This is a genomic window from Microbacterium sp. C-MGS6, from assembly GCF_058140415.1.
The window spans coordinates 1387533-1413228 of the sequence record NZ_CM176934.1 but is presented as its reverse complement, the minus strand read 5'-3'; the positions used below and the strand labels follow the sequence as shown (position 1 = coordinate 1413228).

Genomic DNA, 25696 nt, shown 5'->3' with positions numbered 1-25696 from the left:
GGGACTACGCTGGCCGCGTGACCTCGCTCCCGACTCCTTCCGGCCCCGCGGCAGACCGCGCGTCCTCGCCCGCCTTGCGGACCTTGCTGATCCTGGCGGCGAGCGCGATCGTCCTCGCCGGCGTCTCGCTGGCGCGTGAGGTCTTCGGTCCCTTGGCCCTCGCGATCGTCATCGTGGTGATCTGCGAACCGATCCGCCGTCCGTTCCAGCGCCCCGGTCGGCCCGCCTGGGTGGGGACGACCGCCGTGATCGTGCTCGCCTACGTGATCCTGCTGGCGATGGCGGCGCTGCTGTGGCTCGCCGGCACCCAGTTCGCCCGTCTGGTCGGCGACCTCGCGTCTCAGGACGGGCTGGTGCGCGCCGCCGATCAGATCGTCGCCTGGCTGCAGTCCCTCGGACTCGATCAGGAGGCGGCGGATGCCGCAGCCTCGGTCCTCGACCCCGAGACCCTGCTCGGTGTGGCGGGGAGCCTGGGCAGCGCGGTGCTCGGAGTCGCCACCGCCCTGTTCTTCGTCTGCGCCTACATCATCTTCCTCGCGGCGGATGCCGCTCGCTACCGGACGGCACCTGCACTCTTCGGCGCCACGCACGGCCCGGCGCTGCAGCGCATCGCCCGCCTGCAGACGGGGGTCCGCCGGTACTACGTCGTCAATGCCGCGTTCGGCGCCGTGGTGGCGATCGTCGACGGCCTCGCGCTCTGGTGGATGGGCGTTCCCGCCCCGGTCGTCTGGGCGATCCTCGCTTTCGTGACGAACTTCATCCCGAACATCGGCTTCGTGCTGGGACTCATCCCGCCCGCGATCCTCGCCTTCGTGGTGGGCGGCTGGCCGCTGCTGCTCGGCGTCATCGCCGTGTACTGCGTGGTCAACGTCGTGCTCCAGGTGCTCGTCCAGCCCAAGTTCGTCAGCGACGCCGTCGACCTGAGCCTCACGCTGAGCTTCTTCTCCGTGATCTTCTGGACCTTCGTGATCGGGCCGCTCGGCGCCATCCTCTCCATCCCGCTCACCCTGCTCGTGCGCGCCCTCGTCCTGGAGGGCGACCCGGGCTCCACGTGGGTGCGCTGGGTGAGCGGCGACCGCACCGCCCTCCCGGCGCCGGCTCCGACCCCTGAGCCCTCCGCGGTGCCCACCCGACGCCGCTTCCGACGACGCTGACGCGGCGCGGGCGACTCTTTCATCCGAAATCACCAGGGCGAGGCTCTTCGTCCCTCTGGTCGTCGGCTGCCGTCGATGCCATATTGAAGCCGGAACCATCCATCGGGCGGGAAGGGAGACCGGATGCCGCGTCCGCTCGCGGGCCTGACCCGACGCAACCTCGCGACCGAGCTCACCGCGGGAGTCACCCTTCTGGCGATCGCCATCCCCCTCAACATCGGATACGCGCAGATCGCGGGGCTCCCCGCCACCGCCGGACTGTACGCGCTGATCATCCCGACCGTCGTCTATGCGCTCGTGGTGTCGTCGCGTCAGCTGGTCGCCTCCCCCGATGCCGCCGCCGCCGCGCTGGTGGCCTCCTCCATCGGCGGGCTCGCGGTCGCCGGGAGCGCCGACTACGCCACCCTCGCCCTCGCCCAGGCGATCCTCTGCGGCGGGATGTTCCTGCTGCTCGCCGTCTTCAAGCTCGGGTTCCTGGCGAATTTCCTGTCCAAGCCGATCCTCGTCGGCTTCGTCGGAGGCCTGGCGCTGGACATCATGGTCAGCCAGATCGCGAAGATGCTCGGCGTGAAGATCGACTCCGGTGCGGAGTTCGTGGACAAGGTCGTCGCGCTGGTCACAGGTCTCCCCTCGCTCAATGGCTGGTCCGTGCTCCTCGCCGCCGTCTCCGTCGCGGTGCTACTCGTCGGACAGCGCTACCTCCGCGCCGTCCCCTGGGCGCTGATCGTGCTCGTCGCGACGACCGTCGTGGTCGTCCTCACCGGCCTCGACGGACGGGGCGTGGATGTGCTCGGCGAGGTCCCCGCCGGCCCTCCCGCGCTCACCTGGCCGGTCATCGACTGGTCGCTGTGGCTCGCCCTCATCCCCTCCGCGATCGCCCTGACCCTCGTGACCACGGCGGAGGGCCTGCTCGTGTCGCGCTCGTACTCCGAGAAGCACCGCTACCCGTTCCACGCCAACCGCGATCTGCTGGCGTTCGGCGTCGCGAACGTCGCGGCCGGCGCTCAGGGCAGCTTCGCGGTCGGGTCCTCGACCTCGCGCACCGCCGCGATGGATCAGGCGGGCTCGCGCACGCAGCTCCCCGCGCTCGTGCTCGCGGTCGGGACGCTCCTGCTGCTGCTCTTCGGCACCGCGCTCCTCGCCGACATCCCCTTCCCGGCGATCGGCGCCATCGTCGGCGTGGCGATCATCCCGCTCCTCGGCATCCGCGACTTCATCCGGCTGTGGCGGCTGGATCGGTTCGAGTTCGTCATCGGTGCCGTCTGCTTCCTCGTGACACTGTTCGTCGGGTCGATCGCGGGAATCGTCGTGGCCTTCGTGCTCGCCCTCATCAATCTCGCGCAACGCGCCTCCCATCCGGCGATCGACGTGCTGGAGACCTCGGGCGACCCCGGGGAATCCCTGTTGGAGGATGCTCCCGCCGGCACGACCACCGCACCGGGGGTCATCGTCGTCCGGCTCGCGGCCCCGCTGTTCTTCGCGAACGGCGCTGTGTTCTCCGCGGCCGTGAAGGACGCGGTCCGCACCGCGGGCCCCACCGCCGTCCAGCATGTCGTGATCGACATGGAAGCCGTCACGGACGTCGACGTCACCGGAGCCGAGGCCTTCCAGGCGCTCCGGGAGTGGCTCGACACCCAGTCGATCTCGCTGGCCTTCAGCCGCGTCCGTCCGAACACTCTCCGCCGCCTCCGCACCCTGGGCCTCCTCGACCGGGAGACCGTCTACGCGACCAACCGCGCGGCGATCACCGACCTCTCGCCGACCGATGCCGCCTCGCCGGCTCCGCACAGGAAGGGCAGCTGAATGGGTGCCGTCATCGGGGAGATCCTCCCCCTCGCCGTGGGTGTCGCGATCAGCCCCGTGCCGATCATCGCCGCGATCCTCATGCTCCTGTCCCCGAAGGCGCGGGTCACGAGCATCGGGTTCCTCCTGGGATGGATCGTGGGCATCGTCGCCGCGGTCACCGTCTTCACCCTGCTCTCCGCCGTGCTTCCGGAGGAGGATCCCGACGCCTCCCGGCCGATCCGCGGCGTCATCCAGCTCATCCTCGGCCTCCTGCTGCTGGTCCTGGCCGTCGGTCAGTGGCGCAAACGCCCGAAAGCGGGGCAGCCCGCGGCCCTGCCGTCATGGATGAAGGCGATCGACACGATGTCGTTCGGCACCGCCCTCGGTCTCGGGCTCCTGCTGTCGGCGGTGAACCCCAAGAACCTCCTCCTCGCGGCCGGTGCCGGCGTCGACATCGGCAGCGCGTCGCTGGACGCAGGCTCCACGATCCTCGTGATCGCCGTCTTCACCCTGATCGGGGCATCGACGGTCCTCGTTCCCGTCATCGGCTATCTCATCGCCGCCGCACGACTTCGCGCGCCGCTCGACGCCCTGCGCGGTTGGCTCGCCGCCGAGAACGCGGTCATCATGGCCGTGCTGCTGCTCGTCATCGGCGTGTCCATGATCGGCAAGGGCATCGGCAGCTTCTGAGCACAGCGTCCGGCTGGCAGAGGAGATCACCCGGATGAACGCGGCTCGCATCCGTGACCACGGCGCCGGCGCGGCAGTACTGTGCGGGGAAGGCGGTTCGGCAGAGATGAAGGAGATGGACATGGCCCGTGACTTCCAGGGCAGGATCGAACTCGACGTCCGCGATTCGGAGGCCGACTGGGAGGCCTTCCTCCCGGCGAAGCCACGAGAGGGAGCACCCAACGTTCTCGTCGTCCTGTACGACGACACCGGCATGGCGGCGTGGTCCCCGTACGGCGGACGCATCAACATGCCGACCATGGATCGCCTGGCGCAGAACGGTCTGACCTACTCCCAGTGGCACACGACGGCGCTCTGCTCGCCGACCCGCTCGACGTTCCTCACCGGGCGCAACCACCACCTGAACGGCTTCGCGACGATCTCGGAGTCGTCCACGGGGTTCCCCGGATACAACTCCCACATCCCCGACTCGAACACGACCATGGCCCACGTCCTGCGCGACGCCGGCTGGTCGACGTTCTGGGTGGGCAAGAATCACAACGTCCCGATCGACGAGTGGACGGCCGGCGCCTCCAAGAAGCACTGGCCGCTGGCGCAGGGCTACGACCGCTTCTACGGCTTCATCGGCGGTGAGACCAACAACTGGTACCCCTCCCTCGCCGAGGACAACCACTACATCGACCAGCCCGCCCTCCCTGAAGACGGCTACCACCTGTCGAAGGACCTCGCCGATCAGGCGCTGTCGATGATCCGCGACGTCAAGCAGACGGAGCCGGACAAGCCCTGGTACCTCTGGTTCTGCCCCGGCGCGAACCACGCCCCGCACCACGCCCCGCAGGAATACATCGACAAGTACAAGGGCATGTTCGACGACGGCTACGAGGCGTACCGCGAGTGGGTGCTGGCCCGGATGATCGAGAAGGGCATCGTCCCGGAGGGCACCGAGCTCACCCCGCTCAACCCGATGCCGGAAGGCTCGTTCTCGGCCGCCGACGAAGTACGCCCGTGGGACTCCCTGGATGCCGAGGAGAAGGCGATGTTCTCGCGCATGGCCGAGGTCTACGCCGGATTCAGCGAGTACACCGATGCCCAGGTCGGCCGTATCGTCGACTACCTCGAGGAGTCGGGACAGCTGGACAACACCCTCATCATCTACTGCGCCGACAACGGCGCCTCCGGAGAGGGCAGCCCGAACGGCTCGGTCAACGAGGGCAAGATCTTCGGCGGGTACCCGGACGACGAGGCCGAGAACCTGCGCATGGTCGACAAGCTCGGCTCCCCCGACACCTACAACCACTACCCGACGGGCTGGGCCGCCGCCTTCTCTACGCCCTACAAGATGTTCAAGCGCTATACCTACCAGGGCGGCGTCTGCGATCCGTTGGTGATCCACTGGCCGGCCGGCATCAGCGCGCGTGGAGAGGTCCGTCATCAGTACCACCACTCCACCGACATCGTGCCGACGATCCTCGAGGCCTGCGGCGTCGAGTTCCCAGAGGTGTACAACGGCATCGAGCAGACGCCGTTGTCCGGCGTCTCGATGGCGTACTCGTTCGACGCGGCGCCGGAGGCACCCACGGAGAAGGAGACGCAGTACTACGAGATGTTCGGGCAGCGCGGCATCTGGCACCACGGCTGGAAGGCCGTCACCGTCCACGGCCCGATCAGCGGCACGGGGCACTTCGACGAGGACGAATGGGAGCTGTACCACACCGACGTCGACCGCGCCGAGGCCGTCAACCTCGCCGCGGAGCACCCGGACAAGCTCGAGGAGCTCAAGGCGCTCTGGATGGAAGAGGCGAAGGCCAACGCGGTGCTCCCGCTGAACGACCTCCAGATCATCGGAAACCCGAAGGACTTCGAGACCTTCGTGGCGATGGAGTTCCATCAGCCCGCGCCGCCCTCCGGCCGGTTCGTCTACTATCCGGGCACCAGCGAGGTGCCGGAGCGGTCGGCGGCGAACACCCACGGCGTCTCCTTCAAGATCGCGGCGGAGGTCGAGTTCACGCCCGACACCGAGGGCGTCATCTTCGCGCACGGCTCCCGGTTCGGCGGCCATGCTCTGGTGGTCAAGGACGGTCAGGTCCATTACGTCTACAACTTCCTCGGGATCCCGCCGGAGGACCGCATCTCCGGTCCCGCCCCCACTTCCGGGAAGCACATCATCGGGGTCGATTTCGTCAAGGAGGGCATGGGCGAGTACCGGGAGGGCGTCGGGCCCGCGCGGCTCTACATCGACGAGGAGAAGGTCGACGAGAAGCAGATCCGCACGGTCCTCGGTCACTTCTCGCTCTGCGGGGAGGGCCTGACGATCGGACGGGACAGCGCCGACCCCGTGTCGTCCATGTACGGATACGGATTCGACTTCCGCGGCGGGAACATCGCCCAGGTCGTGTTCGACATCGCCGACGACGCCTATCTCGACCTGGAGGCGCACCTGGCGGCCGCCATGGCCCGCGACTGACGGCCCGGCGGCCGCCCCGGCCCTCAGAGCAGTCCGAGGGCCTGGGCGGCCGCCGTCACCCCGTCGCGGTCCGAGACGCCCAGCTTGCGATAGATGTTGCGCACGTGCGTCTTCACCGTGTTCGGCGAGATGTACTCCTGCTGTGCGATCTGGCGCAGCGTGGCGTTGCGACTCAAGGCGCTCAGCACGATGCGCTCGCGCTGCGTCAGCTCCTCCTCGACGAGGACCCCGGCGGCGGCGAGCCGCTCTCGCACCCGATCGGCGAAGTGCGTGCGCGCCCCGACCGTCGCCCGGGCCGCGAGCAGCCGCGACACGACGGGTCCCGCTTCGGCGATGCGGCGCACATGGTCCTCCGGCTCCGCGAGGGCGAGGGCGGTCGCGAGCGCCAACTGCGCCCGATCCGGCTCCCCGTCGTGCACGTCGAGCTCGGCTTCCACCAGCCACGCGTCGATCATCGACGCAGGAAGCAGACACGGGGTCGCCCCCTCCAGCACCGACGCCAGCGCACCCCGGGCGATGCCGTCCCGGCGGTCGTGCACGGCGGCGATCGCGCGGAGCACGAGCACATCCCCCGTATCTCCGAGCGCGCCCTCCATGTCGGTGATGAAACGGTCGCGGAGCGTCGGCTCCCCCAGCCGGTCGAAGGCATGGACGGCGAAGGGCGCCATCATGGCGTACCAGTGCGGCGGAAGCGGCAGATCATCACGGGGGGTCAGGGTGTCCAGGAGCCGCACGGCCGCCTCGCGGGGATCCGCGGACCGGTCCGCCTCGAGCAGCCCGCGCATCCCCTGCAGGCCCCGCGCGATCGCGGTCTCTCCGCCGTCGGCGATCACCCGCGCCGCCGTGTGCAGGGTCTGCGCCTCGTCGATGGTCTGCATGCCCTCGTAGGGTGCCCAGAAACGCCAGACCCGCGTCACCTCGAAGAAGGGATTGTCCGGCTCGTCGAACTCGTGCCAGCGGTGCTCGAGAGCGGCTCCCGCGACGATGGCGTCGCGGAGCCTCCCGCGGAACAGCACGCTGGTGGCGAGGACAGCTTCGGCCTGCAGCTCCGCCGCGCGCGCCCCGATCGCTCGCGCGAGATCTCCCGCGAGTCGCGCGGTCGCCTCCGCCTGATCCAGCCGTCCGATGTAGAGCTCCGCCGTCGCGGCCTCCAGGAGGGTGTAGGTGTCGAGCTGCTCCTCTCCGCTGAGGCCGCGGAGGGCGGCGCCCGCCCCGTCGAGCGCCTCGGCGATCCCGCCCCGGCGCAACGCGGTGTGGAGTTCGATCCCGTGCCGCCACCGACGGTCGACGTCGGACTCCCCCGCGTCGACGGACGGCACGATCACGGCGGCCGACGGGTCCCCGCAGGACAACTCCGCCGCGGCGATCAGCATCCGCACCGTCGGCACCGATCGCAGGGCAGCCGGCAGCTCCGCCATCACCTGCCGCACCGCGTCCGCGCGGCCGTCCAGCACGAGCTGCATCCCACAGCGCCGCAGGACGCCGGTCGTGCAGGCCGTCTCCCCACCGCGGACCGCGTGCCGCAAGGCGAGGAGAGGCTCCCGTCGCGCGGCGAACCAGTCCGCCGCCCGACGGTGGAGCTGCTCCTCTCGGTCGGGGCCGCCTTCCCGCAGCCGGCCGAGGAGGAACTCCCGCAGCAGTGGCGGATAGTGGTAGCGGGGCGGGTCCGCGGCGTCGGGTCCCGCGAGCACGGTGAGGCGGAGCAGCCGGTCGATCAGGGCCGTCACGACCCCGGCTTCCGAGAGCACTGCGGCGAGTTCGGCGGTGAAGGTCTCCACGACCGCCGTCGCCTCCAGGAAAGACCGGAGCTCGCCGTCCAGGTCGCCGAGGACCTCCTCGACGAAGTAGTCCGCGACTTCGGGGGCGTCTCCGCGGAGCGGACGGGAGAGCACGGTCTGCGCCCCCGCGGCGTCGAGCATCATGAGCTGCAGGCCGGTCGCCCATCCCTCGGTTCGGGAGAGCACGGAGCTGATCTCCCCCTGGGAGAGCCGGATACCCCGCGTGCGGAAGAACGCCCTGACCTCGGTCGGGTCGAACGCGAGCGCGCGGGCGTCCAGTTCGAGTGCCACCCCCGCGATGCGTCGACGCGCCAGAGGGATGGCTCTCGTCCCTCGTCCGGAGAGCACCACGTGCACGTTGCCCGGGGCGTTCTGCACGAACGTCGAGATCAGCTGCGCGGTCTCCTCGTCCTCCACACGGTGCACGTCGTCGACGACGACGACGATGCGCCCCCTCGCCTCGCTGAGGGCCCGGGCGAGCGCCCGCGCCGTGGCCGCGGACCGCAGGGAGGACACCTGGGACAGCGCGTCCTGCAACCCGGGATCGTCGATCCGCTCGAGGGCCGCACGCACGAGCGGCAGGTCCGCCTCCCCGCGCTCCAGCGACACCCAGACGAGCGCGATCTCCGCATCGGCGCGGAGATCCTGCGCCCACTGCAACAGCAGCCTGGTCTTGCCTGATCCTGCCGGCGCGCTCACGAGCGTGAGCGTCCACGGCCCGTCCATCGCGGCCGTCAATCGCGAGAGCAGGCGCTCTCGACGGACCTCGCCCTTCACCGCAGCGGGTAGGGGACTCTCGTCCGTTCCCGCCCTCCGTACATCGTGCAGCACTCGAAACCCCCCGATTTCGATCTTGCTCCCCCTCGCGGGCAGTCTATTGCAAGGTGGGAGCGGTCCCGCAAGAGGTATCGCGGACCGGGCTCACTCGGTGACTCCGGCGCGCACCGGCCGTCGGATCGCCAACAACGCCGGCACCAGCGCCCCGAAGAACAGCGCGAGGGCCACGCCCAGGAACGTCTCGAGGGTCCGCTCCAGGATGCGCGCGGTCGGCGACTCGGCCGATGTCGACAGCAGCAGGGTCAGGACGAGGAAGGTCGTGAAGGCGGGGGCGACATACCACCGGCTCTCGTGGACCGCGCCGAGACACCCCAGCACGACGCCGATCGCGAGGCCGATCACCGCACCACTCGGAGACAGCAACGCGAAACCGGCGGCCGCCAGCGCTCCGATGAGCACCGACGCCGCCCGACCGACGCTGCGGAGGACGAGCTGCCCGCGCACGGGACGCATCACGAGCAGCACGGCGCCCGTCGCCCAGCCCACGTGCTCGACCCCGGTCGCGAAGCCGATGGCGGCCGCCGTCCCCGCGGCGGCGCCCAGGAGAATCCCGTAGATCAGCAGGGCTCGCCCCTTGGGCATGGCCGCCGGGGCCCGCGCACCCGCCCCGTGCTCCGGCCACAGAAGCGCGATGAGCCACGCGTAGATCGAACCCGTGACGATCGCGCCCGCCAGAAGGAGCGTCGTCGAAGACAGGGGGAAGCTCAGACCGATCCCGACCATGGGCAGGACAAGGGTCAGAGCGAGCTGTCCGGCGCGCTCCCGCGCGGCGAGCATGCTGGCCAGCACCGCCAGCACGGCCAGGGCGAGCACGGCGAAGATCGGTACGAGGGAGAGGGTGGCGCCGAGCAGGAGCCCCAGCGCCACCAGCGCCCCCAGCACCGGGATCGCCGAGCGGGCCCGCCGCCGCGGGGGCAGTCCGATGACGGCCGCGGGCAGGACCCCGATGCTCAGCGCCAGCGCGAGAGCGGGGTCGAACGGTGCGACCGCGATCGGAGGCACGGCGTACAGGACGCCGAGACCGAACCGCGACCACCGCCACGTCAGTCCCCCGCGCGCCGCCATCATCGCCTCGCTCTCCGGTTCCGGCTGCGGTCGGGCATGCTCTCCCCGGTATCGATCGCCCCACGGATCCCTCGTGCCGTCAGCCTAGGCAGGCGATGACCGCGCGTCACCGCTCGTCGGGCACTTCACCCGGGTGAACGCCCCCGCGCTCCTCCCGGTCCGCCGCGGCCCGGAGCCCGACATCGACGGCAGGGTGCACGCGGCCCGCCTCCACCAGCCCGGCGTACCAAGGGGTCCGCGCCGCGACGACGGACGCCTCCTCCGGCAGAGCCGCGAGGTGGAGCTGCACACCGAGTTGAGCCAGCTCCCGGTCGAGCGCCTCCAGGGTGTCGAGCACGGTGATGGACATCACCACCTGCTGCGGCAGCCCGAGCACGAGCGTCCGCACCGGCTCGGCCTGAGCCGCGACCGTCTGGACGATGAGCCGCTGGTTGGCGAGCGCGTTCGCGGTGTACAGCCCCCGTTCCGGTTCCAGACCGAGAGCACTCCCCCTCCGCCCCACGACCCGGACCCGGGGGATGTTGAGCTCCCGCAAGACGAGGACGAGGGTCACCACGACCCCGACGGCCACCGCAGGAAGGAGTCCCGCCGTGAGGCCGATCGCCGCGACCGCGGTCGCGACCCAGAAGTCCACTCTGCTGATGCGCGCCCACCGCACGAGCTCGGGGATGTTGATGAGTCCGGCCACCGCCGTGAAGACCATGGCGGCCAGCGTCGCCTCCGGCAGCAGGCTGAGCACAGGAGCGAGGAAGAGCGCGACCAGGACGGCCAGCGCGACCGTCGTCAGCGTCGCCAGCTGGGAGCGGGCGCCGGCTCCCTGGTTGACCGCGCTCTGCGAGAATCCGCCTGCTGCGGGCATGGCCGCGAAGAATGCGCCGACGGTGTTCGCCGCCCCGGTCGCGAAGAGCTCCTGGTCGCTGTCGATCTGCGGCTCCGTCGCCTGGCGCAGGCTGCGCGCGACGGCAGCGGACTCGAGGAAGGCCATGACGGCGATGGCGAGCGCTCCCGGCAGGAGGGCCGCGGCCTCGGACAGGTCAGGGATGCCAGGAACGGGCAGACCACCGGCCACCGGGGCGATGAGGTCGACCCCGAGTTCATCGATCCCGCCGACCCCGACGAGCAGCATGCCGGCCGCGACGACGACGAGGGTGCCCGGCACCCGCGGAGCGAAGCGCTTGAGGAGCAGGAGGGTGGCGATGGATCCGGTCGAGAGGAGCAGCGTGGGCACGTTGACGCTGTCGAACGCCCCTCCCACGGCGACCAGGGACCGGAGGAAGCCGTGGCCGGAGAAGTCGAACGACTCTCCGAGGAGCTTCGGCAGCTGGCCCACGGCCACCGTCGCCCCGACCCCGATCTTCAGTCCGAGCACGGTGGCTCCGCTGATGTTCTCGACGAGCGAGCCCAGGCGGCACGCCCGCGCGAGCAGCAGCACCGCCCCCACCAGGAGGGTGAGCATCATGAGCGCGCCGAGAGCGTCGTCCGACCCCGCAGCGACGCCCGCCGAGACCAGCGTCGTCGCGGTGAGGGTGGCGATGGTCGAGGTCGTCGAGACACTCATCGCCCTGCTGCCGCCCAGAAGAGCGTAGACGAGCATCGGCACGATGCACGTGTAGAGGCCGACCTGCACCGGGAGGTCGGCGATCGTCGCGTAGGCCATGGCCTGCGGCACCACCACCGCACCCGCGGAGAGGCCGGCGAGGACGTCCCGCACGATCCACCCGCGCTGGTAGCCGTCCAGAGTGCTCAGCAGCCAGGACGGTCTGCGCACTGCGCTCATCGGGGCTCCCTCCGCCGTCGAGGGAAGCGTACTGCCGACGCTCCGGCGGCGTCCGGCCGAGGACGCGTCGCGGACCCGAGTCACCCGGGTGAACTCCCCACGGAACCGGTGCGGAGGATCACGGCCGCCGGTATGTTCCGAGCGTGCCCCGGCGACGGCGGCACCGAGAAAGGAGCAGTCATGGGATTTTGGGCATCGTTCTGGGACATCATCTGGTGGTTCCTATGGATCTTCGCCTTCACCGCGTACCTCTTCGCTCTGTTCGCGATCATCGGAGACCTGTTCCGCGATCACAAGCTGAGCGGCTGGTGGAAGGCCGTGTGGATCCTCTTCCTGATCTTCGTGCCGTTCCTCACCGCCCTCGTCTACCTCATCGCCCGCGGCAACGGCATGGCCGAACGCAGCAGCGCCGAGGCGCGTCGGGCGCAGGAGGCCGCGAACGCCTACATCCAGCAGGTCGCCGGCAGCAGTCCGAGCGAGGAGATCGCGAAGGCCAAGGCACTCCTCGACGCCGGCACCATCACGCCGGACGAGTACTCCCTCATCAAGGCGAAGGCGCTGCAGTAGGCCGCGGCCGGCCCCCACCATCGCGAGGAGCCCGCGGCATGGACCTGCAGGATCTGCTGCCCACCGACATCGACTGGTGGCAGCTGCTGCTCGCCCTGCTCGTCGCCCTCGCGACCTGGATCATCTCGCGGTTCGCACGCCGGGGCACCACAGCCCTGCTCCGGCGTGCCCCCGGGATCTCCGCCGCCGTCGGGACGGCGATCGCGCAGTTCGTCGGCTACGCCATCCTCCTGCTGGGCTTCGGCATCGCGCTCGCGATGCTCGGCGCCAACGTCCAGCCTCTGCTCGCGATCGTCGTCATCCTCGGCATCGTGGCGATCCTCGTCCTCCGCGGCGTCGCCGACAACTTCGCGGCCGGTGTGCTGCTGCAGGCACGGCAGACGGTCCGCATCGGCGACGAGATCGTCGTGGAGGCCCTGGATTCGGTCATCGCCGGGACCGTGACCGAGCTCAACGCCCGCGCGGTGATCCTGCACACCGTCGACGGGCGCACCCTCCACATCCCCAATGCGCGCCTGCTCTCGGATCCCGTCGTCAACGACTCCACCCATGGCGCCCGGCGCAGCGAGGTGGAGGTGCGGCTCCGGCGGGACGGGACGACCGGGATCGATGATCTGCTCGCGCCGCTCGTCGACGCGGCCAGGACGGCGGAGGGCGTGCACCGGCACGAGGGCGTGCGGGCACTCGTGGTCAGCGTGAGCGCAGACCGGCTGACCGCGCGGCTGCAGTTCTGGCACCACCCGCTGCACGGTGCCGTGGCGAGTGCCGCGGTCGTGATCGCGGTCTTCGATGCCCTCGGCAACCTCGGCACGACCGGCACGGTGACCAGCGTCCCGGCCCCACCACCGCTCGTCCCGTCCGACCCCGTGTGAGACCAGGGGTGCGCGATGTCGGTGCCCTCGGGCATGATCTGCGCATGGACATCACCTTCCTGCAACCGGACGGCCTCGTCCGCAGCCCTGCCTTCAGTCACGCCGCCGTCATCCCGCCCGGGGCGACCACCGTCTACATCGGAGGGCAGAACGGCGTCAATGCCTCCGGTGCCGTCGTCTCCCCCGACGTGGCCGCGCAGTCCCTTCGCGCTCTCGACAACGCCCGAGTCGCACTGGAGTCCGCGGGGGCGACGCTCGACGACGTCGTGAGCTGGACCATCCTCATCGATCAGGAGGCAGATCTGCGCGCGGCGTACGGCGCCGTGGCCGCCACGCTCGCCAGAGAGGGCGCCCCGCCCCTGGTGACCGCCGCACGGGTGGCGGGCCTCGGCGTGTCCGGAGCACTCATCGAGGTGAGCGCGATCGCCGCAATGGTCCGCGACTGAGTCAGATGCGACCGCGCACGGGGGTGCGTTCCGCGCCGTCCGGCTCGTCGGGCATGGTCATCTCGGCACGAACACCGAGCAGCCGCACTTCCCGGTCGGCGTCGAGGGTCTCGCCGAGAGCGAGTGCCATCGCGACCACGTCCTCTCGTTCCGTCGTGGGGTCCGGGAGCTTCCGGCCGAAGGTCTTCGTCTCGAACGGCGCATACCGCACCTTGAGGTGCACCCGGGTGACCGGACGCCCTTCGACGGCGCAGTCGTCGAACGCGTGCCCCGCGAGCTCGCGCAGCGCATCCTGTACCGCGTCGCGTGTCGTGAGGTTCTGCTGATACGTGGTCTCCCGACTGTGGCTCCGGGCCACCCACGGGGTGTCGTCGACGATCCGTGGCCCCAGCCCCGAGCCCAGACCCAGATACCACCGCCCCATCTTCGGACCGAACTCCGCGACCAGCGTCTCCTCGTCCGCGGCCGCCAGCTCGCGCACCGTCGCGATACCGTGGGTCGCCAGGCGCTTCTGCACCTTCGGTCCCACGCCCCACAGGTCACGCGTCGGCCGGTCGCCCATCACCGCGAACCAGTTGTCGGCGGTCAGCCGGAAGACCCCCCGCGGTTTGCCGAACTCGGTCGCGATCTTCGCCCGCACCTTGTTGTCGCCGATGCCCACCGAGCAGTGCAGGCCGGTGGCCTCCTCCACCGCCCGCTGGGCGGCCCGCGCGACGCCCTCCGGATCATCGGTCGCGACTCCGAGGAAGCACTCGTCCCATCCCACCACCTCGAGCACCACGTCCGGCAGTGCACGCAGCGCGGCCATCACCTCGTCCGATGCCCGCTCGTACTCCGCGTGATCGACGGGCAGGAACACCGCGTCCTCCGGCGCCTTCCGCGCCGCGATCTTCAGCGGCATGCCCGACCCGATGCCGAACGCGCGGGCCTCGTACGACGCCGTCGAGACGACGGCCCGCTCGGTCGGATCACCGCGTCCCCCGACGATGACAGGACGGCCGGCCAGCTCCGGACGGCGCCGCACCTCGACTGCCGCGATGAACTGATCCATGTCGACGTGCAGCACCCACTCGGTCATGCATCGAGTGTGACCGCTGACGACCGCGAAGTCACCCCGTCAGACGAGGAAGATCGGCAGGAGCCCGGGGTTGTGGGCGTGGACGAGGACGGCGAAGACCACCGCATCGAAGAGGAGGTGCACCGTGACGACGTAGGCCAGCGAATGGGTGCGGAGGAAGATGAACCCCTGCAGCAGCGCGAACGGGATGGTCAGCAGCGGCCCCCACTCCCGGTAGCCGAGCTCCCAGAGGAAGGAGACGAAGACGACAGCCTGCAGCACGTTCGCCAGCGCATCGGGGAAATGGCGACGCAGCAGCGCGAAGACGGTGCAGATGAAGAACAGCTCATCCCAGATGCCGACCGCGCCGACGCCGACGAAGAGCCGCGCGATGAGGTCGGGCGTGTCCACCACGGGCCAGTTCTGATAGACGCCGCTGGTGATGAAGTAGAAGGGCAGGATCAGCCAGCCGAGCACCAGCACCGCGACGAGCCAGCCCCAGTGGAGCAGTCCCCAGCGCTGCCCGGTCCGCCAGGGGAACCGGATCGCCCGGTCGCGGAAGGCGAACCGCGAGAGCAGATACGGCACGAGCACCGCACCGCCGAGCGCGAGGGTGAAGCGCAGCATGGCCAGGTTGTCGAGCTCCGCCGCGAGCGGGATGACGCTCACGATGAGCATGCCGAGCGCGATCAGCGAGAGGTCACGGGTGAGCGAGGGCCGCCGGGATCCGTCGGCCCCGGTCAGCGGCTCGCCGCGGCGCTCCACGAGCAGGGCGGCACCGACGCCCAGCGCCAGCAGCAGCCAGCCGAGCCAGGGCAGCGCCACGACGAAGAAGGCCGGGGCGGCCGCGCACACCAGCGCCGCGGGGACGAGGCGCACCCCCATGGGCGCACTCGGAGAGGCCTCCGTCATGCACGATCCCGTCGGCGGTACACGAGATCGCGGATGTCGCGGCCCTTCGCACGGCCCTTCCGCTCGAACGCGGTCATGACGCGGCCGTCGAACCGCTCGGCCCAGTCGCCCTCGAAGGCCCGCTCGAACAGAGGCTCGGCGTCGAGCACCTCCCGCATCTGCAGTGCGTAGTCCTCCCAGTCGGTCGCGAGCCGGAGGAGGCCGCCGTCGCGCAGCGCCCTGGCGGCCGTGTCCCCGAATCCCGGGCGCACCAGGCGACGCTTCGTGTGGCGCTTCTTGTGCCAGGGATCGGGGAAGAAGATCCACACCTCGGCCGCCGCTGCCTCCGGCAGGTACGAGGAGAGCACCTCCGGCGCATTGGCCTCCACGACGCGGAGGTTCTGTGCACCCGCGCGGTCGGCGTCGAGCATGGTCCGGGCGAGCCCCGCACGGAAGACCTCCACCGCGAGGAAGTCGTCGTGCGGACGGCTCGACGCGGCGGCGACGATGGCGTGCCCCTGTCCTGACCCGATCTCGACGAAGAGATCGGCCTCCCGGCCGTACTCGGCGGCGACGTCCAGCCGCGCCTCGGGGTGCACGGAGGTCCATGCCACCGCGCGCGGGACATCCAGCAGATAGTGCGGGGCGAGATCGGTGAAGGCGCGCTCCTGCGCCTCGGACATCCGGCCGCTCCGACGCACGAAGGACACCGGTTCGTCGCGGAAGGTACGCGGTTCGGGCATGGATCCAGGGTAGTCGCCGGCGGTCCCGCGGCCGGACGCGGTCACCCCGCGGGCGCGGTGACGAAGTCGATCAACTCCTCCACCCGCCCGAGGAGCGCGGGCTCGAGGTCGCGGTAGGTCGTCACCTTCGACAGGATGTGCTGCCAGGCCCTCGCCGTGTCGGCCTGGGTCTCGTGCGGCCAGCCGAACGCGCGGCAGATGCCGGTCTTCCAGTCGACGCCGCGCGGGATCTCGGGCCATGCCGCGATGCCGAGTGCCCGAGGGGTGACGCACTGCCAGACGTCCACGAACGGGTGGCCCGCGATGCGGACGTGCCGGCCGTGCGGGCCGCGGGCGACCGCCTCGGCGATGCGGGACTCCTTCGACCCCGGCACGAGGTGGTCGACGAGGACTCCGTACCGCCGTCGCGCACTCGGGGGCTCAGCGGCGAGGAGCTCGTCGAGCAGATCCACGCCCTGCAGGTACTCGACGACGACGCCCTCGACGCGCAGGTCGGCGCCCCACACCTTCTCGACGAGCTCGGCGTCGTGCCGCCCCTCGACGAGGATGCGGCTGGGCAGCGCCGTCCGCGCCCGCTGATCCGCCACCGCGAAAGATCCGGAGGCCGTGCGACGGGGTCCCTGTGCGGACGCCGCCGGGGCGGCGAGGCGGACCGGAGCTCCGTCGATGAGGAAGCCGCCGCCGAGGGGGAACAGGCGCCGCCGCCCGAGCCGGTCCTCGAGCTCCACGGTGCCGCCCTGCACCTTGGTCACGGCGCCGCAGAACCCGTCCGCCGCGACCTCGACCACGAGATCGACCTCCGCGGGCACCTGCGGCACCGGCTTCGCGCCGCGCTCGCGCCAGCCCGCCGCCAGCACGTCCGATCCGTACCTGTCGTCCATGCCTTCCAGCGTATGTGCCTCCGCTGAGGGCGAACGCCGAGACGCGCGCGAGTGCTGTCGCGTGTCGTACCCGGTGCATAGACTCGACACATGGGGCTCGGCTGCCGGTCGGAGGGAACACGATGACGAAACGGTGGCTGACGCTGGGTGCTCTGGCCCTCGCGGTCGCGACGGGTGCGCTGTCCGCCTCGGCGGCGTCCGCGACCGATCCGCTCACGCTCGACTCCGGGTACGTCACCGATCAGGCCGACGTCCTCTCCCCCGCCGAGGAGGAACAGGTCGAGTCGCGCCTGCAGGAGCTCACCGACAACTCCTCCGCCGACCTCTTCGTCGTCCTCGTCGACGACTTCACCGACCCGAGCGACAGCGTCGACTGGGCCGATCAGGTCGCGAACGACAACCGGCTCGGCCCCGAACAGTACCTGCTCGCGATCGCCGTCGAGGGCCGCAGCCTCTACATCTCCGCGGACTCCTCCGGACCGTTGAGCGACGGGCAGCTCGCCGCCATCGAGGACGCCATCGCCCCGCTCGCCGGCAGCGGCGACTGGGTCGGCGCCATCACACTGGCCGCGGACGAGATCCAGGGGGACGGCGGAGCCGGAGCGCTCCGCGTCACGCTGATCGTCGTCGGGGTGGTCGCGGCCGCCCTGCTGATCTGGCTCGTCGTGGCCCTGGTCCGTCGCTCGCGCCGCAACGCGGCCATCCGCGAGCGGGGCGCCATGCCGGAGACCCCGGACCCCGCCGATCCGTTCTCCACGCTCACCGATGCGCAGGTGGAGCAGCAGGCCGGCGCCGCGCTCGTCCGCGCCGACGACGCCATCACCTCGAGCCGGGAGGAGCTGGGATTCGCCGTGGCGCAGTACGGCGAGGGCGCGACCGCGGAGTTCTCCCGCGCCGTCGACGAGGCGAAGGCGAAGATCGCCGAGGCGTTCGACCTCCGGCAGAAGCTCGACGACGAGATCGAGGATTCCATCCACGACCGGCGCGCGTGGCACATCCGCATCATCCGGCTGGCGGACGAGATCGACGACATCCTCGACGACAACACCGAGGCCTTCGACGAACTGCGCAAGCTGCAGGAGAACGCGCCGCAGGAGCTGGAGCGCGTGCGTCGGGAGCGCGACCAGCTGATGCCGCTCCTCACCTCCGCCGCACCCGCGCTCGCTGCTCTCTCCGGAACGTACGACCAGAGCACGCTGGCCACCGTGGCGGACAACCCCGCGCAGGCTCAGGAACGTGCGGCACTGGCGGATCGCTCGATCGATGCGGCGGCTCAGGCCCTGGCCGCCGGCCGCAGCGGAGAGGCCGCCTTCGCGATCCGCACCGCCGAACAGGCGGTCGCACAGGCCGCGCAGCTCGTCCAGGCGATCACCGCCCTCGGCGCCGAGCTGTCCGCCATCGAAGCGCAGGCGCAGGCCCTCGTGGCGGAGCTGGAGGCCGATGTCACCGCAGCCTCGCAGCTCCCCGATCCGACCGGCGCTCTGGCCGCCGCGTCCGGCGCTGTCACCGCGCAGGTGCGGGCGGCGCACCAGGATCTCCTCGGCACGCCGCGGAACCCGCAGCGGGCCCTGGACGCGCTCACCGCTGCGAACGCCCAGATCGACGGCGCGATCGCCCAGGGGCGGGAAGCCGTGGACCGCGCGCGTCGCGCACAGCAGCTCCTCGAGCAGACGCTCGCCCAGGCCGGGTCGGAGATCCGCGCTGCGCGCGACTTCATCGAAACGCGTCGGGGGACGGTGGGTTCCACCGCCCGCACCCGGCTCGCTGCGGCGGACGCCGCCCTCACCCTGGCGCTCACCCTGCGCACGACCGAGGTGGAGCGCGCCCTCGCCGAGGCGCAGCGCGCCCTCGGTCTCGCGCGCGAGGCCACATCCGCGGCGGAGGCCGACCTGCGCGCGTACTCCCCCGGCGCCTACGCGGACGACGGCTGGGGCGGAGTCTTCGGCGGCTCCGGGTCCCGCTCCACCGGCTCCGGCATCGGCGGGGACATCCTCGGCGGGATCATCGGCGGACTGCTCGCCGGCGGCGGGGGCGGCGGCTCCTCGCGGCGCAGCAGCGGCTGGCGCTCCTCGGGCGGCTTCCGCAGCTCCGGGTTCGGCGGCGGCGGATCCCGCGGTGGCGGACGAGGACGGTCCGGAGGTCGACGCTTCTGATCCCTCGCACAGACACATACGCCAAGCTCTCGAAGACGCCCCTCTGAAAGGAACCACGCATGACCAAGCAGTCCATCTTCGGACGGATCTCCACCCTCGTCCGCGCGAACATCAACGCCCTCCTGGACTCTGCGGAAGACCCGCAGAAGATGCTCGACCAGCTCGTCCGCGACTACACCAACAGCATCGCCGACGCCGAGTCCGCCATCGCGGAGACCATCGGCAACCTGCGGCTGCTGGAGCGCGACCACGAGGAAGACGTGCAGGCGGCCACCGAGTGGGGCAACAAGGCCCTCGCCGCCAGCCGCAAGGCCGACGAGATGCGCGGCTCGGGCAACAGCGCTGACGCCGACAAGTTCGACAACCTCGCGAAGATCGCCCTGCAGCGCCAGATCAGCGCCGAGCGGGAGGCGACGAGCGCCGAGCCGCAGATCGCGGCTCAGACCGAGATCGTCGACAAGCTCAAGAGCGGCCTGAACGGCATGAAGGACAAGCTCAACGAGCTCAAGAACAAGCGCAGCGAGCTCCTCGCCCGCGCCAAGGTCGCCGAGGCGCAGACCAAGGTGCAGGACGCGGTCAGCTCGATCAACGTGCTCGACCCCACCAGCGAGCTGGGACGGTTCGAGGACAAGGTCCGCCGCCAGGAGGCTCTCGCCCAGGGCAAGGCGGAACTGGCCGCCTCGAGCCTCGACGCCCAGTTCGAGAGCCTCGAGGACCTCGGGGAGCTCACCGAGGTCGAGGCGCGCCTCGCCGAGCTGAAGGCCGGCGGCAGCGCGCCGCGGCAGGCGCTCGAAGGCAACTGACCCCGTCGCGGATGCCCGGGCGCACGCCCGGGCATCCGCCGTTCCGTCTCCGGGAGGTCTCCATGGTGCGTTTCCTCGTCGTGCCGCAGTGGCAGGGTTCACCCGCCGCCCGCGCGATGCTCCTCGTCGACGGCGCGTCGGCCATCGCGGGCGATCTGCCGCGTGCGGCGACGACCGTCCTCGACGTCCCCGTCGAGGCGGGGGAATCGCTGGGCACGGGCGTCCGACGACTCAGCGCGCTCGCGCGGACCCGGGAGCTCGTGGCCGGGCATCTCGAAGCCGGGACCGTGCTGATCGGCGGCGACTGCAGCATCACCGTCGCCGCACTCGACACGCTCCCCGGAGGCACCGACGACCTCGCGGTGGTCTGGTGCGATGCGCACGCCGACCTGCACACTCCGGACACATCACCCTCCGGTGCGTTCTCCGGCATGGCGCTGCGCGCCGTCCTCGGTGAGGGAGAACCGCAGCTCGCCCTCTCCCCCGGCATCCCCCGGGACCGCGTCGTCACCGTGGGCGTCCGGAACGTGGACGACGCCGAGACCGACGAACTGGACCGCCTCCGGGACCTCGGGGTGGCCGATCTGGACGATCCGGGCGCGCTCGCCGACGCCGTGCAGGACACGGGCGCCCAACGCGGCTGGGTGCACATCGACGTCGACGTCCTCGACCCCGCGACCTTCAGCGGGGTATCCGCTGCCGTCCCCTTCGGCGTCACTCCGACGTCTCTGAGCACGGCGATCAGAGAACTGCGGGCCCGCGTCCCCTTGGCGGGGGCGACCATCGCGGGCTTCGCACCCCGCACGCCCGCCGACGCGGTCGACGATCTCGGCGCGATTCTGCGCCTCGTCGGAGCCGTCGCATGAGTGCCAGGGCGGGCTGGGAGACGATCGCGGCGGAACGCCTCGCCCGCGGGCGCCGGGCGGATCGCCGCATCCCCTCGTTCCTGCTGCGCTCGCCGATCAGCCGACTGGGCTACCTCTGGGGAACGGCCGTCGGCTGGATCTGGGGCACGCTGTGGAGCACCGGTCCGATCGAACGGCGCGGCGGACTCTGGGTCTTCCGCGGCATGCCCCGGTGGACCTTCCACCGCGGCGGCGTCTGCGTCGGCGGGTGCTTCCTCACCGGCGACGCGCGGCCGACGGACGCGGTGCTGCGCCACGAGGCCGTCCACAAGCAGCAGTGGTTGCGCTACGGCTTCCTGATGCCGGTGCTCTACCTGTTCGCGGGACGGGACCCGCTGCGCAACCGCTTCGAGATCGAAGCAGGACTGGAAGACGGCAACTACGTGCGCCGCACCCGCTGACTCAGCTCTCGACGGGAAGCAGACCGAAGCGCTCCGGCACGCGGATGCGGTGCGCGGCGACGCCGAGGCGGTCGGTGAGGTGCTCGACGATGTCGGCCGTGCCGAGGTAGCCGCCGAGCAGTGTGACGTGCGTCTCGACCTCGTCATCCAGCAGCATCTCGTCAGCCCATGCGCACGTGGCTCGGGCCAGCGCCTGACCCGGGGTGCAGCCGCGCCCGCTTCCCGGGGCTCCGGAGCGCGCCGAACGCGCGAGCCAGGTGACCGTCATGCGGCCCGGCGCATGGATCACGCCGATGTCGGAGGCATCGGGAACCTCGATGAAGATGCGACCGGACGCACAGAGCGGGAGAGTCGCGAGGAACGCCTCGAGGTCGAGCAGCGAATGCTCGTCGGCGGCGACCAGGTGGTGTGCGCGACGGCGCGCCGCGCGGCGTGCCGCACGCGTGCCCCGGGTGTCGAGCGTGGTGTCCATGGTGATCCCATCGTACACCAAGCGAAGGCTTGCCTAACCTTCGGCGGCGGCATCCTCCGACACGGGCTCGACGAGCGCATCGCGCAGAGCGGCGAGCTCGTCATCCGTCATGCCGTTCGCGTGCAGATAGCCGGCGGCCGACCCCCACCGTTCGTCCACTTCCGCGAGCAGCCGACGCATCACCTCGGCCGGTGAGCGGGTGGCGAGATCCACGGCGTGCACCGCCTCGGGATGCTGCGACCGCAGGTACGCGGCGATGCGCCGTGACCGTTCGGCCGGCAGCTGCGACTCGGTGAGAGCGTAATCGGCGATGACGGCTTCCCTGTCGGCGCCGACCGCCGAGAGCGCCAGCGCGACCGTCACCCCCGTGCGGTCCTTGCCCACGGTGCAGTGGACCAGCGTCGGCTCCCCCGCGGCGATCACCCGGACGGCGGCGACCAGCCGCTCGCCGCTCTCCTCCAGAAGATGCAGGTACAGGTCGTCGAGACTCGTGTCGGACTCGAAGAAGGAGCGCACCGACCCGAGGAACAGCGGAAGGTGGGTCGTCTCCGGGCCCTCGATCTCGCTCGGTTCCGCGGCGACCTCCTCGCCGTCGCGGAGGTCGACGATGTGGCGCACCGCCGACCGCAGGCGCGCGGCGCCCTTCGTCGTCGCCGTGGAGAGCTGACCGGACCGCAGCAGAACGCCGTGGCGGATGCGTCCACCCGCCGCGGGGATCCCGCCGACGTCCCGGACGTTGGTCACGCCCTCGACGTCGAGGACCGTCACGCGCCCGCCTGAGAGCCGCGCGGGGGCACCGGGTAGCGCCCGGCGATGACGATGCGGTTGAAAGCGTTGATCGACACGCACGCCCAGCTCAGCGCGGCGTACTCCTTCTCGGTGAAGACGCTCCCCACCAGGTCGTAGACCTCGTCCGAGATGCCGTCCTCCGCGATGAAGGTGAAGGCCTCGGCCAGCTCGAGGGCGGCACGCTCGCGATCGCTGAACACACCGCTCTCACGCCACACGGCGATCTGACTGATCGTGTCGGCGTCCAATCCGGCAGCGACCGCGCGGTCCACGTGGATCCGCGTGCAGTAGCTGCACCCGTTCAGCTGCGAGCAGTGGATCATGACGATCTCCTTCAGCCGATCGTCGATCCCGTTCTCGGCACAGATCGTGCCGACCGTCTTCGAGAAGGCGTCGAGGGCCTGATAGGCCGCAGGCTCCGTCTTGGACAGGTGCACGCGCTGTTCGGTCATACCCCCATGATATTCCGGCGAGTGCGCGGGAGAGCGGCACCCCGAGGGGAGGTCGAAATGCAGATCGACAAGCATACTACGCAAAATCCGAGCTGAACGCGCACCGAATACCGGTGCTGAATTGTCGATGTGCTCTCGCATTTCCCGTGGCGGCGATTTCGGGCGCAGAATAGCCGCGTGGCGATCGACAGCAGCGAGTTCTCCTATCTTCCCGCACAGGCCGATGCTCTCGGCGTCCCGCTCCCGACGGTGGAGCGACTGACCCTCCCCCTTCCCGACGGCCGGTCCGTCAGCGCGCTGCGCTTCGGCACCGAGGCCCCGCGCATCACGCTCCTGCACGGCGCGGGGCTGAACGCCCACACGTGGGACACGACGGCGCTGGCGCTCGGACAGCCGCTCCTCGCGATCGACCTCGCCGGCCACGGCGACTCCGCCTGGCGTGACGATGCGGACTACTCCCCCCGCACCCTCGCCGCGGACGTGGTCGCCGCGCTGGACGCATGGACGTCCCGGCCGCAGGTGCTCGTCGGACAGTCTCTCGGCGGTCTCACCGGCGCCGCTGTCGCCGCGGCCCGACCCGACCTGGTGGCCGCGCTCGTCGTCGTGGACATCACCCCCGGCATCGATGTCTCCGCCGGCCCCGCCGCCCTGCGCGAGTTCTACGCCGGCCCGACGGACTTCGCCAGCCGTGCGGAGCTCGTCGACAAGGCGATGGCCCTCGGATTCGGCGGCACCCGCCCCGAGACGGAGCGCGGCGTCTTCCTCAACACGCGCGTGCGTGCAGACGGGCGCGTGGAGTGGAAGCACCATTTCGCGCACCTCGCGGCGGCCGCGCTGGCCGCTCACGACCCCGGCACCGCGGCGGCCCCCTCGGTGCTGCACGAGACCGGCTGGGATGATCTGGCGGCCGTGGCAGCGCCCGTCACGCTCGTCCGCGCCGAGCGCGGCTTCGTCAGCGCTGCCGATGCGGAGCAGTTCCAGCAGCGGCTCCCCGACGCCCGCGTCGTGGTGCTGGACGCCACGCACAACGTGCAGGAGACGGCACCTCGTGACCTCGCGGCACTCGTCGCCTCCGCGGTCACGGCCGGAATATGACGTTCCGTTCCGCACCCGCCCCGCAAACCTCTGCCCGACCCTAGGCTCGTCCCACCGGCACACAGCACCTGCCGCACCGAGAGGAAACACCCATGTTCCGACGTCATCGACGCCTCGCGCTGATCTCCGCGCTCGCGGCCACCGCCGTGATCCTCAGCGCCTGCTCCGGCTCCGCCGCGCCCGCCCCGTCCGCGGGCGGCGAGCCCGACCCCGACGCCACCCTGCACGTCGGTCTCGTGCTCGAACCCACGAACCTCGACATCCGGCACACCAGCGGCGCCGCTCTCGAGCAGGTCCTCATCGACAACATCTACGAAGGACTGGTCAGCCGCACGCAGGAGAACGAGATCGTCGAGCGGCTCGCCTCGGACTACGAGGTGTCCGACGACGGCCTCACCTACACGTTCACCCTCAACGACGGCATCACCTTCCACGACGGCTCGCCCCTCACCTCCGCCGACGTCGTGGCGTCGTACGAGACCGTCCGCACCGACACGACGGTGCAGGGCAACGCGGAGTTCGCGTCCGTCGCCTCGATCTCGGCCCCGGACGCCACGACCGTCCAGATCGTGCTGTCGGAGCCGAACCAGAACTTCCTCTTCTCGCTCACCGGCCCGGCCGGCCTCGTCTTCAAGAAGGGCGACACCACCGACCTCAAGACCGCGGAGAACGGCACAGGGCCCTTCACGCTCACGCGCTGGAACAAGGGCAGCACGATCACCTTCGCCCGCAACGACGAGTACTGGGGCGAGCCGGCCGGCGTCGCCGAGGTCGAGTTCCAGTACATCCCCGACTTCACGGCCGGAGTGAACGCCGCTCTCGCCGGCGACGTCGACGTGCTCACCGCGGTGGACCCCAACCTTGCTCCCCAGCTCGAGGACTCGGGCGACTTCACACTCACGACGGGCCGCACGACCGACAAGGCCACGCTCGCCTTCAACAACAAGAAGGCCCCGCTGGACGACGTCCGGGTGCGAGAGGCCCTGCGCCTGGCGATCGACCACGACGCGCTCATCGAGGCCGTCGGCGCCGGCACCCCGCTGTACGGTCCGATCCCCGAGCTCGACCCCGGCTACGAGGACCTCTCCGACGTCATCTCGTACGACCCCGACCGGGCGAAGGAGCTGCTCGCCGAGGCCGGCCAGGAGGATCTCGACCTCACCCTGACGATCCCGTCGTTCTACGGCACCACCGTGCCGAAGGTCCTCATCTCGGACTTCGACAAGGTCGGTGTGAACCTCGAGGTCGACTCCGTGGAGTTCCCGACCTGGCTCGAGGACGTCTACACCAACAAGGACTACGACCTCAGCTTCGTCCTGCACGTCGAGCCGCGGGACTTCGGCAACTTCGCCAATCCGGACTACTACTTCGGCTACGACAACGCCGAGGTGCAGGACCTCTACGCGCAGGCGATGGCGGAGGTCGACGCGGACGCCTCCGCGAAGCTCCTCGCCGAGGCGGCCCGCATCGTCTCCGAGGACCACGCGGCCGACTGGCTCTACAACGGCCAGACGATCACCGCCGTGAGCCCGCTCGTCAGCGGCTTCCCTAAGGACTCGATCAACTCGCGCATCGACCTCGCGGGTGTGACCGTCTCCGCGGCGAGCTGACGACGGCCG

Annotated in this window: 23 protein-coding genes; 13 read left to right on the top strand and 10 right to left on the bottom strand. The window is 70.8% G+C overall.

All coding sequences use genetic code 11. The annotated features are described in order from the left end of the window. Window positions 1-17 precede the first annotated feature (17 nt). From AC3B5L_RS06740 to AC3B5L_RS06725, 4 genes are all read left to right on the top strand, one after another. The gene (locus AC3B5L_RS06740) at window positions 18-1154 is read left to right on the top strand and encodes an AI-2E family transporter (RefSeq protein WP_232089217.1); all 1137 of its coding nucleotides are present in this window, start codon (window positions 18-20) and stop codon (window positions 1152-1154) included. A gap of 123 nt (window positions 1155-1277) precedes the next feature. Further along, entirely contained in the window at window positions 1278-2957 is a 1680-nt protein-coding gene (locus tag AC3B5L_RS06735; RefSeq protein WP_490096331.1) for a SulP family inorganic anion transporter, read from the top strand. Continuing rightward, complete coding sequence (locus AC3B5L_RS06730) at window positions 2958-3629, top strand: GAP family protein (RefSeq protein WP_268776500.1); 672 nt, start codon at window positions 2958-2960, stop codon at window positions 3627-3629. It begins immediately after the preceding gene. Between the two features lie 121 nt (window positions 3630-3750). Continuing rightward, the gene (locus tag AC3B5L_RS06725; protein WP_259955244.1) at window positions 3751-6093 is read left to right on the top strand and encodes an arylsulfatase; all 2343 of its coding nucleotides are present in this window, start codon (window positions 3751-3753) and stop codon (window positions 6091-6093) included. A gap of 23 nt (window positions 6094-6116) precedes the next feature. Here the strand turns inward: AC3B5L_RS06725 and AC3B5L_RS06720 are convergent, their stop codons facing one another. The 3 genes from AC3B5L_RS06720 to AC3B5L_RS06710 form a co-directional block, all read right to left on the bottom strand. Continuing rightward, window positions 6117-8648 (bottom strand): winged helix-turn-helix domain-containing protein, encoded by a 2532-nt coding sequence (locus AC3B5L_RS06720; protein ID WP_490096330.1) that lies wholly within the window; start codon window positions 8646-8648, stop codon window positions 6117-6119. A 144-nt stretch (window positions 8649-8792) separates the two neighbouring features. Then, entirely contained in the window at window positions 8793-9776 is a 984-nt protein-coding gene (locus tag AC3B5L_RS06715; protein WP_490096329.1) for an FUSC family protein, read from the bottom strand. Between the two features lie 103 nt (window positions 9777-9879). Continuing rightward, the gene (locus AC3B5L_RS06710) at window positions 9880-11550 is read right to left on the bottom strand and encodes a SulP family inorganic anion transporter (RefSeq protein ID WP_490096328.1); all 1671 of its coding nucleotides are present in this window, start codon (window positions 11548-11550) and stop codon (window positions 9880-9882) included. Between the two features lie 180 nt (window positions 11551-11730). Between AC3B5L_RS06710 and AC3B5L_RS06705 the strand changes: the two genes are divergently transcribed. Genes AC3B5L_RS06705 through AC3B5L_RS06695 form a run of 3 tightly spaced genes read left to right on the top strand, consistent with a single transcriptional unit; the run spans window position 11731 to window position 13435 of the window. Then, window positions 11731-12117, top strand: coding sequence for an SHOCT domain-containing protein (locus tag AC3B5L_RS06705; RefSeq protein WP_187663776.1), 387 nt, complete (start codon window positions 11731-11733; stop codon window positions 12115-12117). 38 nt (window positions 12118-12155) lie between these two features. Further along, window positions 12156-12989 (top strand): mechanosensitive ion channel family protein, encoded by an 834-nt coding sequence (locus AC3B5L_RS06700; RefSeq protein ID WP_490096327.1) that lies wholly within the window; start codon window positions 12156-12158, stop codon window positions 12987-12989. Window positions 12990-13033: 44 nt separating this feature from the next. Then, window positions 13034-13435 (top strand): RidA family protein, encoded by a 402-nt coding sequence (locus AC3B5L_RS06695; RefSeq protein WP_490096326.1) that lies wholly within the window; start codon window positions 13034-13036, stop codon window positions 13433-13435. A 1-nt stretch (window position 13436) separates the two neighbouring features. Here AC3B5L_RS06695 and AC3B5L_RS06690 read toward each other — a convergent pair whose 3' ends face one another. From AC3B5L_RS06690 to AC3B5L_RS06675, 4 genes are read right to left on the bottom strand one after another with little or no spacing between them, the layout of a single operon-like run. Then, window positions 13437-14513, bottom strand: coding sequence for a DNA polymerase IV (locus tag AC3B5L_RS06690; protein WP_490096325.1), 1077 nt, complete (start codon window positions 14511-14513; stop codon window positions 13437-13439). Between the two features lie 39 nt (window positions 14514-14552). Continuing rightward, window positions 14553-15404: a CPBP family intramembrane glutamic endopeptidase gene (locus tag AC3B5L_RS06685; RefSeq protein WP_366236540.1), complete on the bottom strand. Its 852-nt coding sequence runs from the start codon at window positions 15402-15404 to the stop codon at window positions 14553-14555. Further along, entirely contained in the window at window positions 15401-16126 is a 726-nt protein-coding gene (gene trmB / locus AC3B5L_RS06680) for a tRNA (guanosine(46)-N7)-methyltransferase TrmB (RefSeq protein ID WP_187663771.1), read from the bottom strand. The genes AC3B5L_RS06685 and trmB overlap by 4 nt, the downstream gene beginning before the upstream one ends. Window positions 16127-16167: 41 nt before the next feature. Beyond that, on the bottom strand, window positions 16168-17007 hold the full coding sequence (locus AC3B5L_RS06675) for a DUF3097 domain-containing protein (protein WP_366236539.1): 840 nt from the start codon (window positions 17005-17007) through the stop codon (window positions 16168-16170). A gap of 122 nt (window positions 17008-17129) precedes the next feature. Between AC3B5L_RS06675 and AC3B5L_RS06670 the strand changes: the two genes are divergently transcribed. From AC3B5L_RS06670 to AC3B5L_RS06655, 4 genes are all read left to right on the top strand, one after another. After that, on the top strand, window positions 17130-19160 hold the full coding sequence (locus tag AC3B5L_RS06670; protein WP_292796738.1) for a TPM domain-containing protein: 2031 nt from the start codon (window positions 17130-17132) through the stop codon (window positions 19158-19160). Window positions 19161-19219: 59 nt separating this feature from the next. Next, the gene (locus AC3B5L_RS06665; protein ID WP_187663768.1) at window positions 19220-19963 is read left to right on the top strand and encodes a PspA/IM30 family protein; all 744 of its coding nucleotides are present in this window, start codon (window positions 19220-19222) and stop codon (window positions 19961-19963) included. Window positions 19964-20025: 62 nt separating this feature from the next. Then, window positions 20026-20829: an arginase family protein gene (locus tag AC3B5L_RS06660; RefSeq protein WP_490096324.1), complete on the top strand. Its 804-nt coding sequence runs from the start codon at window positions 20026-20028 to the stop codon at window positions 20827-20829. Then, window positions 20826-21269, top strand: coding sequence for a Fe-S oxidoreductase (locus AC3B5L_RS06655; protein WP_313366679.1), 444 nt, complete (start codon window positions 20826-20828; stop codon window positions 21267-21269). The genes AC3B5L_RS06660 and AC3B5L_RS06655 overlap by 4 nt, the downstream gene beginning before the upstream one ends. Window position 21270: 1 nt before the next feature. Here the strand turns inward: AC3B5L_RS06655 and AC3B5L_RS06650 are convergent, their stop codons facing one another. Genes AC3B5L_RS06650 through AC3B5L_RS06640 form a run of 3 tightly spaced genes read right to left on the bottom strand, consistent with a single transcriptional unit; the run spans window position 21271 to window position 22982 of the window. Further along, the gene (locus AC3B5L_RS06650; protein WP_490096323.1) at window positions 21271-21741 is read right to left on the bottom strand and encodes an SIP domain-containing protein; all 471 of its coding nucleotides are present in this window, start codon (window positions 21739-21741) and stop codon (window positions 21271-21273) included. Window positions 21742-21774: 33 nt separating this feature from the next. Next, window positions 21775-22509 carry a tyrosine-protein phosphatase gene (locus AC3B5L_RS06645; protein ID WP_292796745.1) on the bottom strand — a complete coding sequence of 245 codons (735 nt, stop codon included), beginning with the start codon at window positions 22507-22509 and terminating at the stop codon, window positions 21775-21777. Beyond that, entirely contained in the window at window positions 22506-22982 is a 477-nt protein-coding gene (locus AC3B5L_RS06640) for a carboxymuconolactone decarboxylase family protein (protein WP_292796748.1), read from the bottom strand. Before AC3B5L_RS06640 ends, AC3B5L_RS06645 begins: the two co-directional genes overlap by 4 nt. 177 nt (window positions 22983-23159) lie before the next feature. On the opposite strand from AC3B5L_RS06640, the gene AC3B5L_RS06635 reads away from it, so the two are divergent. After that, a complete protein-coding gene (locus AC3B5L_RS06635; RefSeq protein ID WP_490096322.1) occupies window positions 23160-24077 on the top strand; it encodes an alpha/beta fold hydrolase in 918 nt (305 codons plus the stop codon). Window positions 24078-24169: 92 nt separating this feature from the next. After that, a complete protein-coding gene (locus AC3B5L_RS06630; protein WP_490096321.1) occupies window positions 24170-25687 on the top strand; it encodes an ABC transporter substrate-binding protein in 1518 nt (505 codons plus the stop codon). Window positions 25688-25696: the final 9 nt, after the last annotated feature.

Excerpts from the sequence above, each read along its gene's own strand:
- AC3B5L_RS06735 (WP_490096331.1), top strand. The coding sequence starts at position 1,278 with ATGCCGCGTCCGCTCGCGGGCCTGACCCGACGCAACCTCGCGACCGAG.
- AC3B5L_RS06730 (WP_268776500.1), top strand. The coding sequence starts at position 2,958 with ATGGGTGCCGTCATCGGGGAGATCCTCCCCCTCGCCGTGGGTGTCGCG.
- AC3B5L_RS06725 (WP_259955244.1), top strand. The coding sequence starts at position 3,751 with ATGGCCCGTGACTTCCAGGGCAGGATCGAACTCGACGTCCGCGATTCG.
- AC3B5L_RS06715 (WP_490096329.1), bottom strand. The coding sequence starts at position 9,776 with ATGATGGCGGCGCGCGGGGGACTGACGTGGCGGTGGTCGCGGTTCGGT.
- AC3B5L_RS06710 (WP_490096328.1), bottom strand. The coding sequence starts at position 11,550 with ATGAGCGCAGTGCGCAGACCGTCCTGGCTGCTGAGCACTCTGGACGGC.
- AC3B5L_RS06705 (WP_187663776.1), top strand. The coding sequence starts at position 11,731 with ATGGGATTTTGGGCATCGTTCTGGGACATCATCTGGTGGTTCCTATGG.
- AC3B5L_RS06700 (WP_490096327.1), top strand. The coding sequence starts at position 12,156 with ATGGACCTGCAGGATCTGCTGCCCACCGACATCGACTGGTGGCAGCTG.
- AC3B5L_RS06695 (WP_490096326.1), top strand. The coding sequence starts at position 13,034 with ATGGACATCACCTTCCTGCAACCGGACGGCCTCGTCCGCAGCCCTGCC.
- AC3B5L_RS06690 (WP_490096325.1), bottom strand. The coding sequence starts at position 14,513 with ATGACCGAGTGGGTGCTGCACGTCGACATGGATCAGTTCATCGCGGCA.
- AC3B5L_RS06685 (WP_366236540.1), bottom strand. The coding sequence starts at position 15,404 with ATGACGGAGGCCTCTCCGAGTGCGCCCATGGGGGTGCGCCTCGTCCCC.
- trmB (WP_187663771.1), bottom strand. The coding sequence starts at position 16,126 with ATGCCCGAACCGCGTACCTTCCGCGACGAACCGGTGTCCTTCGTGCGT.
- AC3B5L_RS06675 (WP_366236539.1), bottom strand. The coding sequence starts at position 17,007 with ATGGACGACAGGTACGGATCGGACGTGCTGGCGGCGGGCTGGCGCGAG.
- AC3B5L_RS06670 (WP_292796738.1), top strand. The coding sequence starts at position 17,130 with ATGACGAAACGGTGGCTGACGCTGGGTGCTCTGGCCCTCGCGGTCGCG.
- AC3B5L_RS06665 (WP_187663768.1), top strand. The coding sequence starts at position 19,220 with ATGACCAAGCAGTCCATCTTCGGACGGATCTCCACCCTCGTCCGCGCG.
- AC3B5L_RS06660 (WP_490096324.1), top strand. The coding sequence starts at position 20,026 with ATGGTGCGTTTCCTCGTCGTGCCGCAGTGGCAGGGTTCACCCGCCGCC.
- AC3B5L_RS06655 (WP_313366679.1), top strand. The coding sequence starts at position 20,826 with ATGAGTGCCAGGGCGGGCTGGGAGACGATCGCGGCGGAACGCCTCGCC.
- AC3B5L_RS06650 (WP_490096323.1), bottom strand. The coding sequence starts at position 21,741 with ATGGACACCACGCTCGACACCCGGGGCACGCGTGCGGCACGCCGCGCG.
- AC3B5L_RS06640 (WP_292796748.1), bottom strand. The coding sequence starts at position 22,982 with ATGACCGAACAGCGCGTGCACCTGTCCAAGACGGAGCCTGCGGCCTAT.
- AC3B5L_RS06630 (WP_490096321.1), top strand. The coding sequence starts at position 24,170 with ATGTTCCGACGTCATCGACGCCTCGCGCTGATCTCCGCGCTCGCGGCC.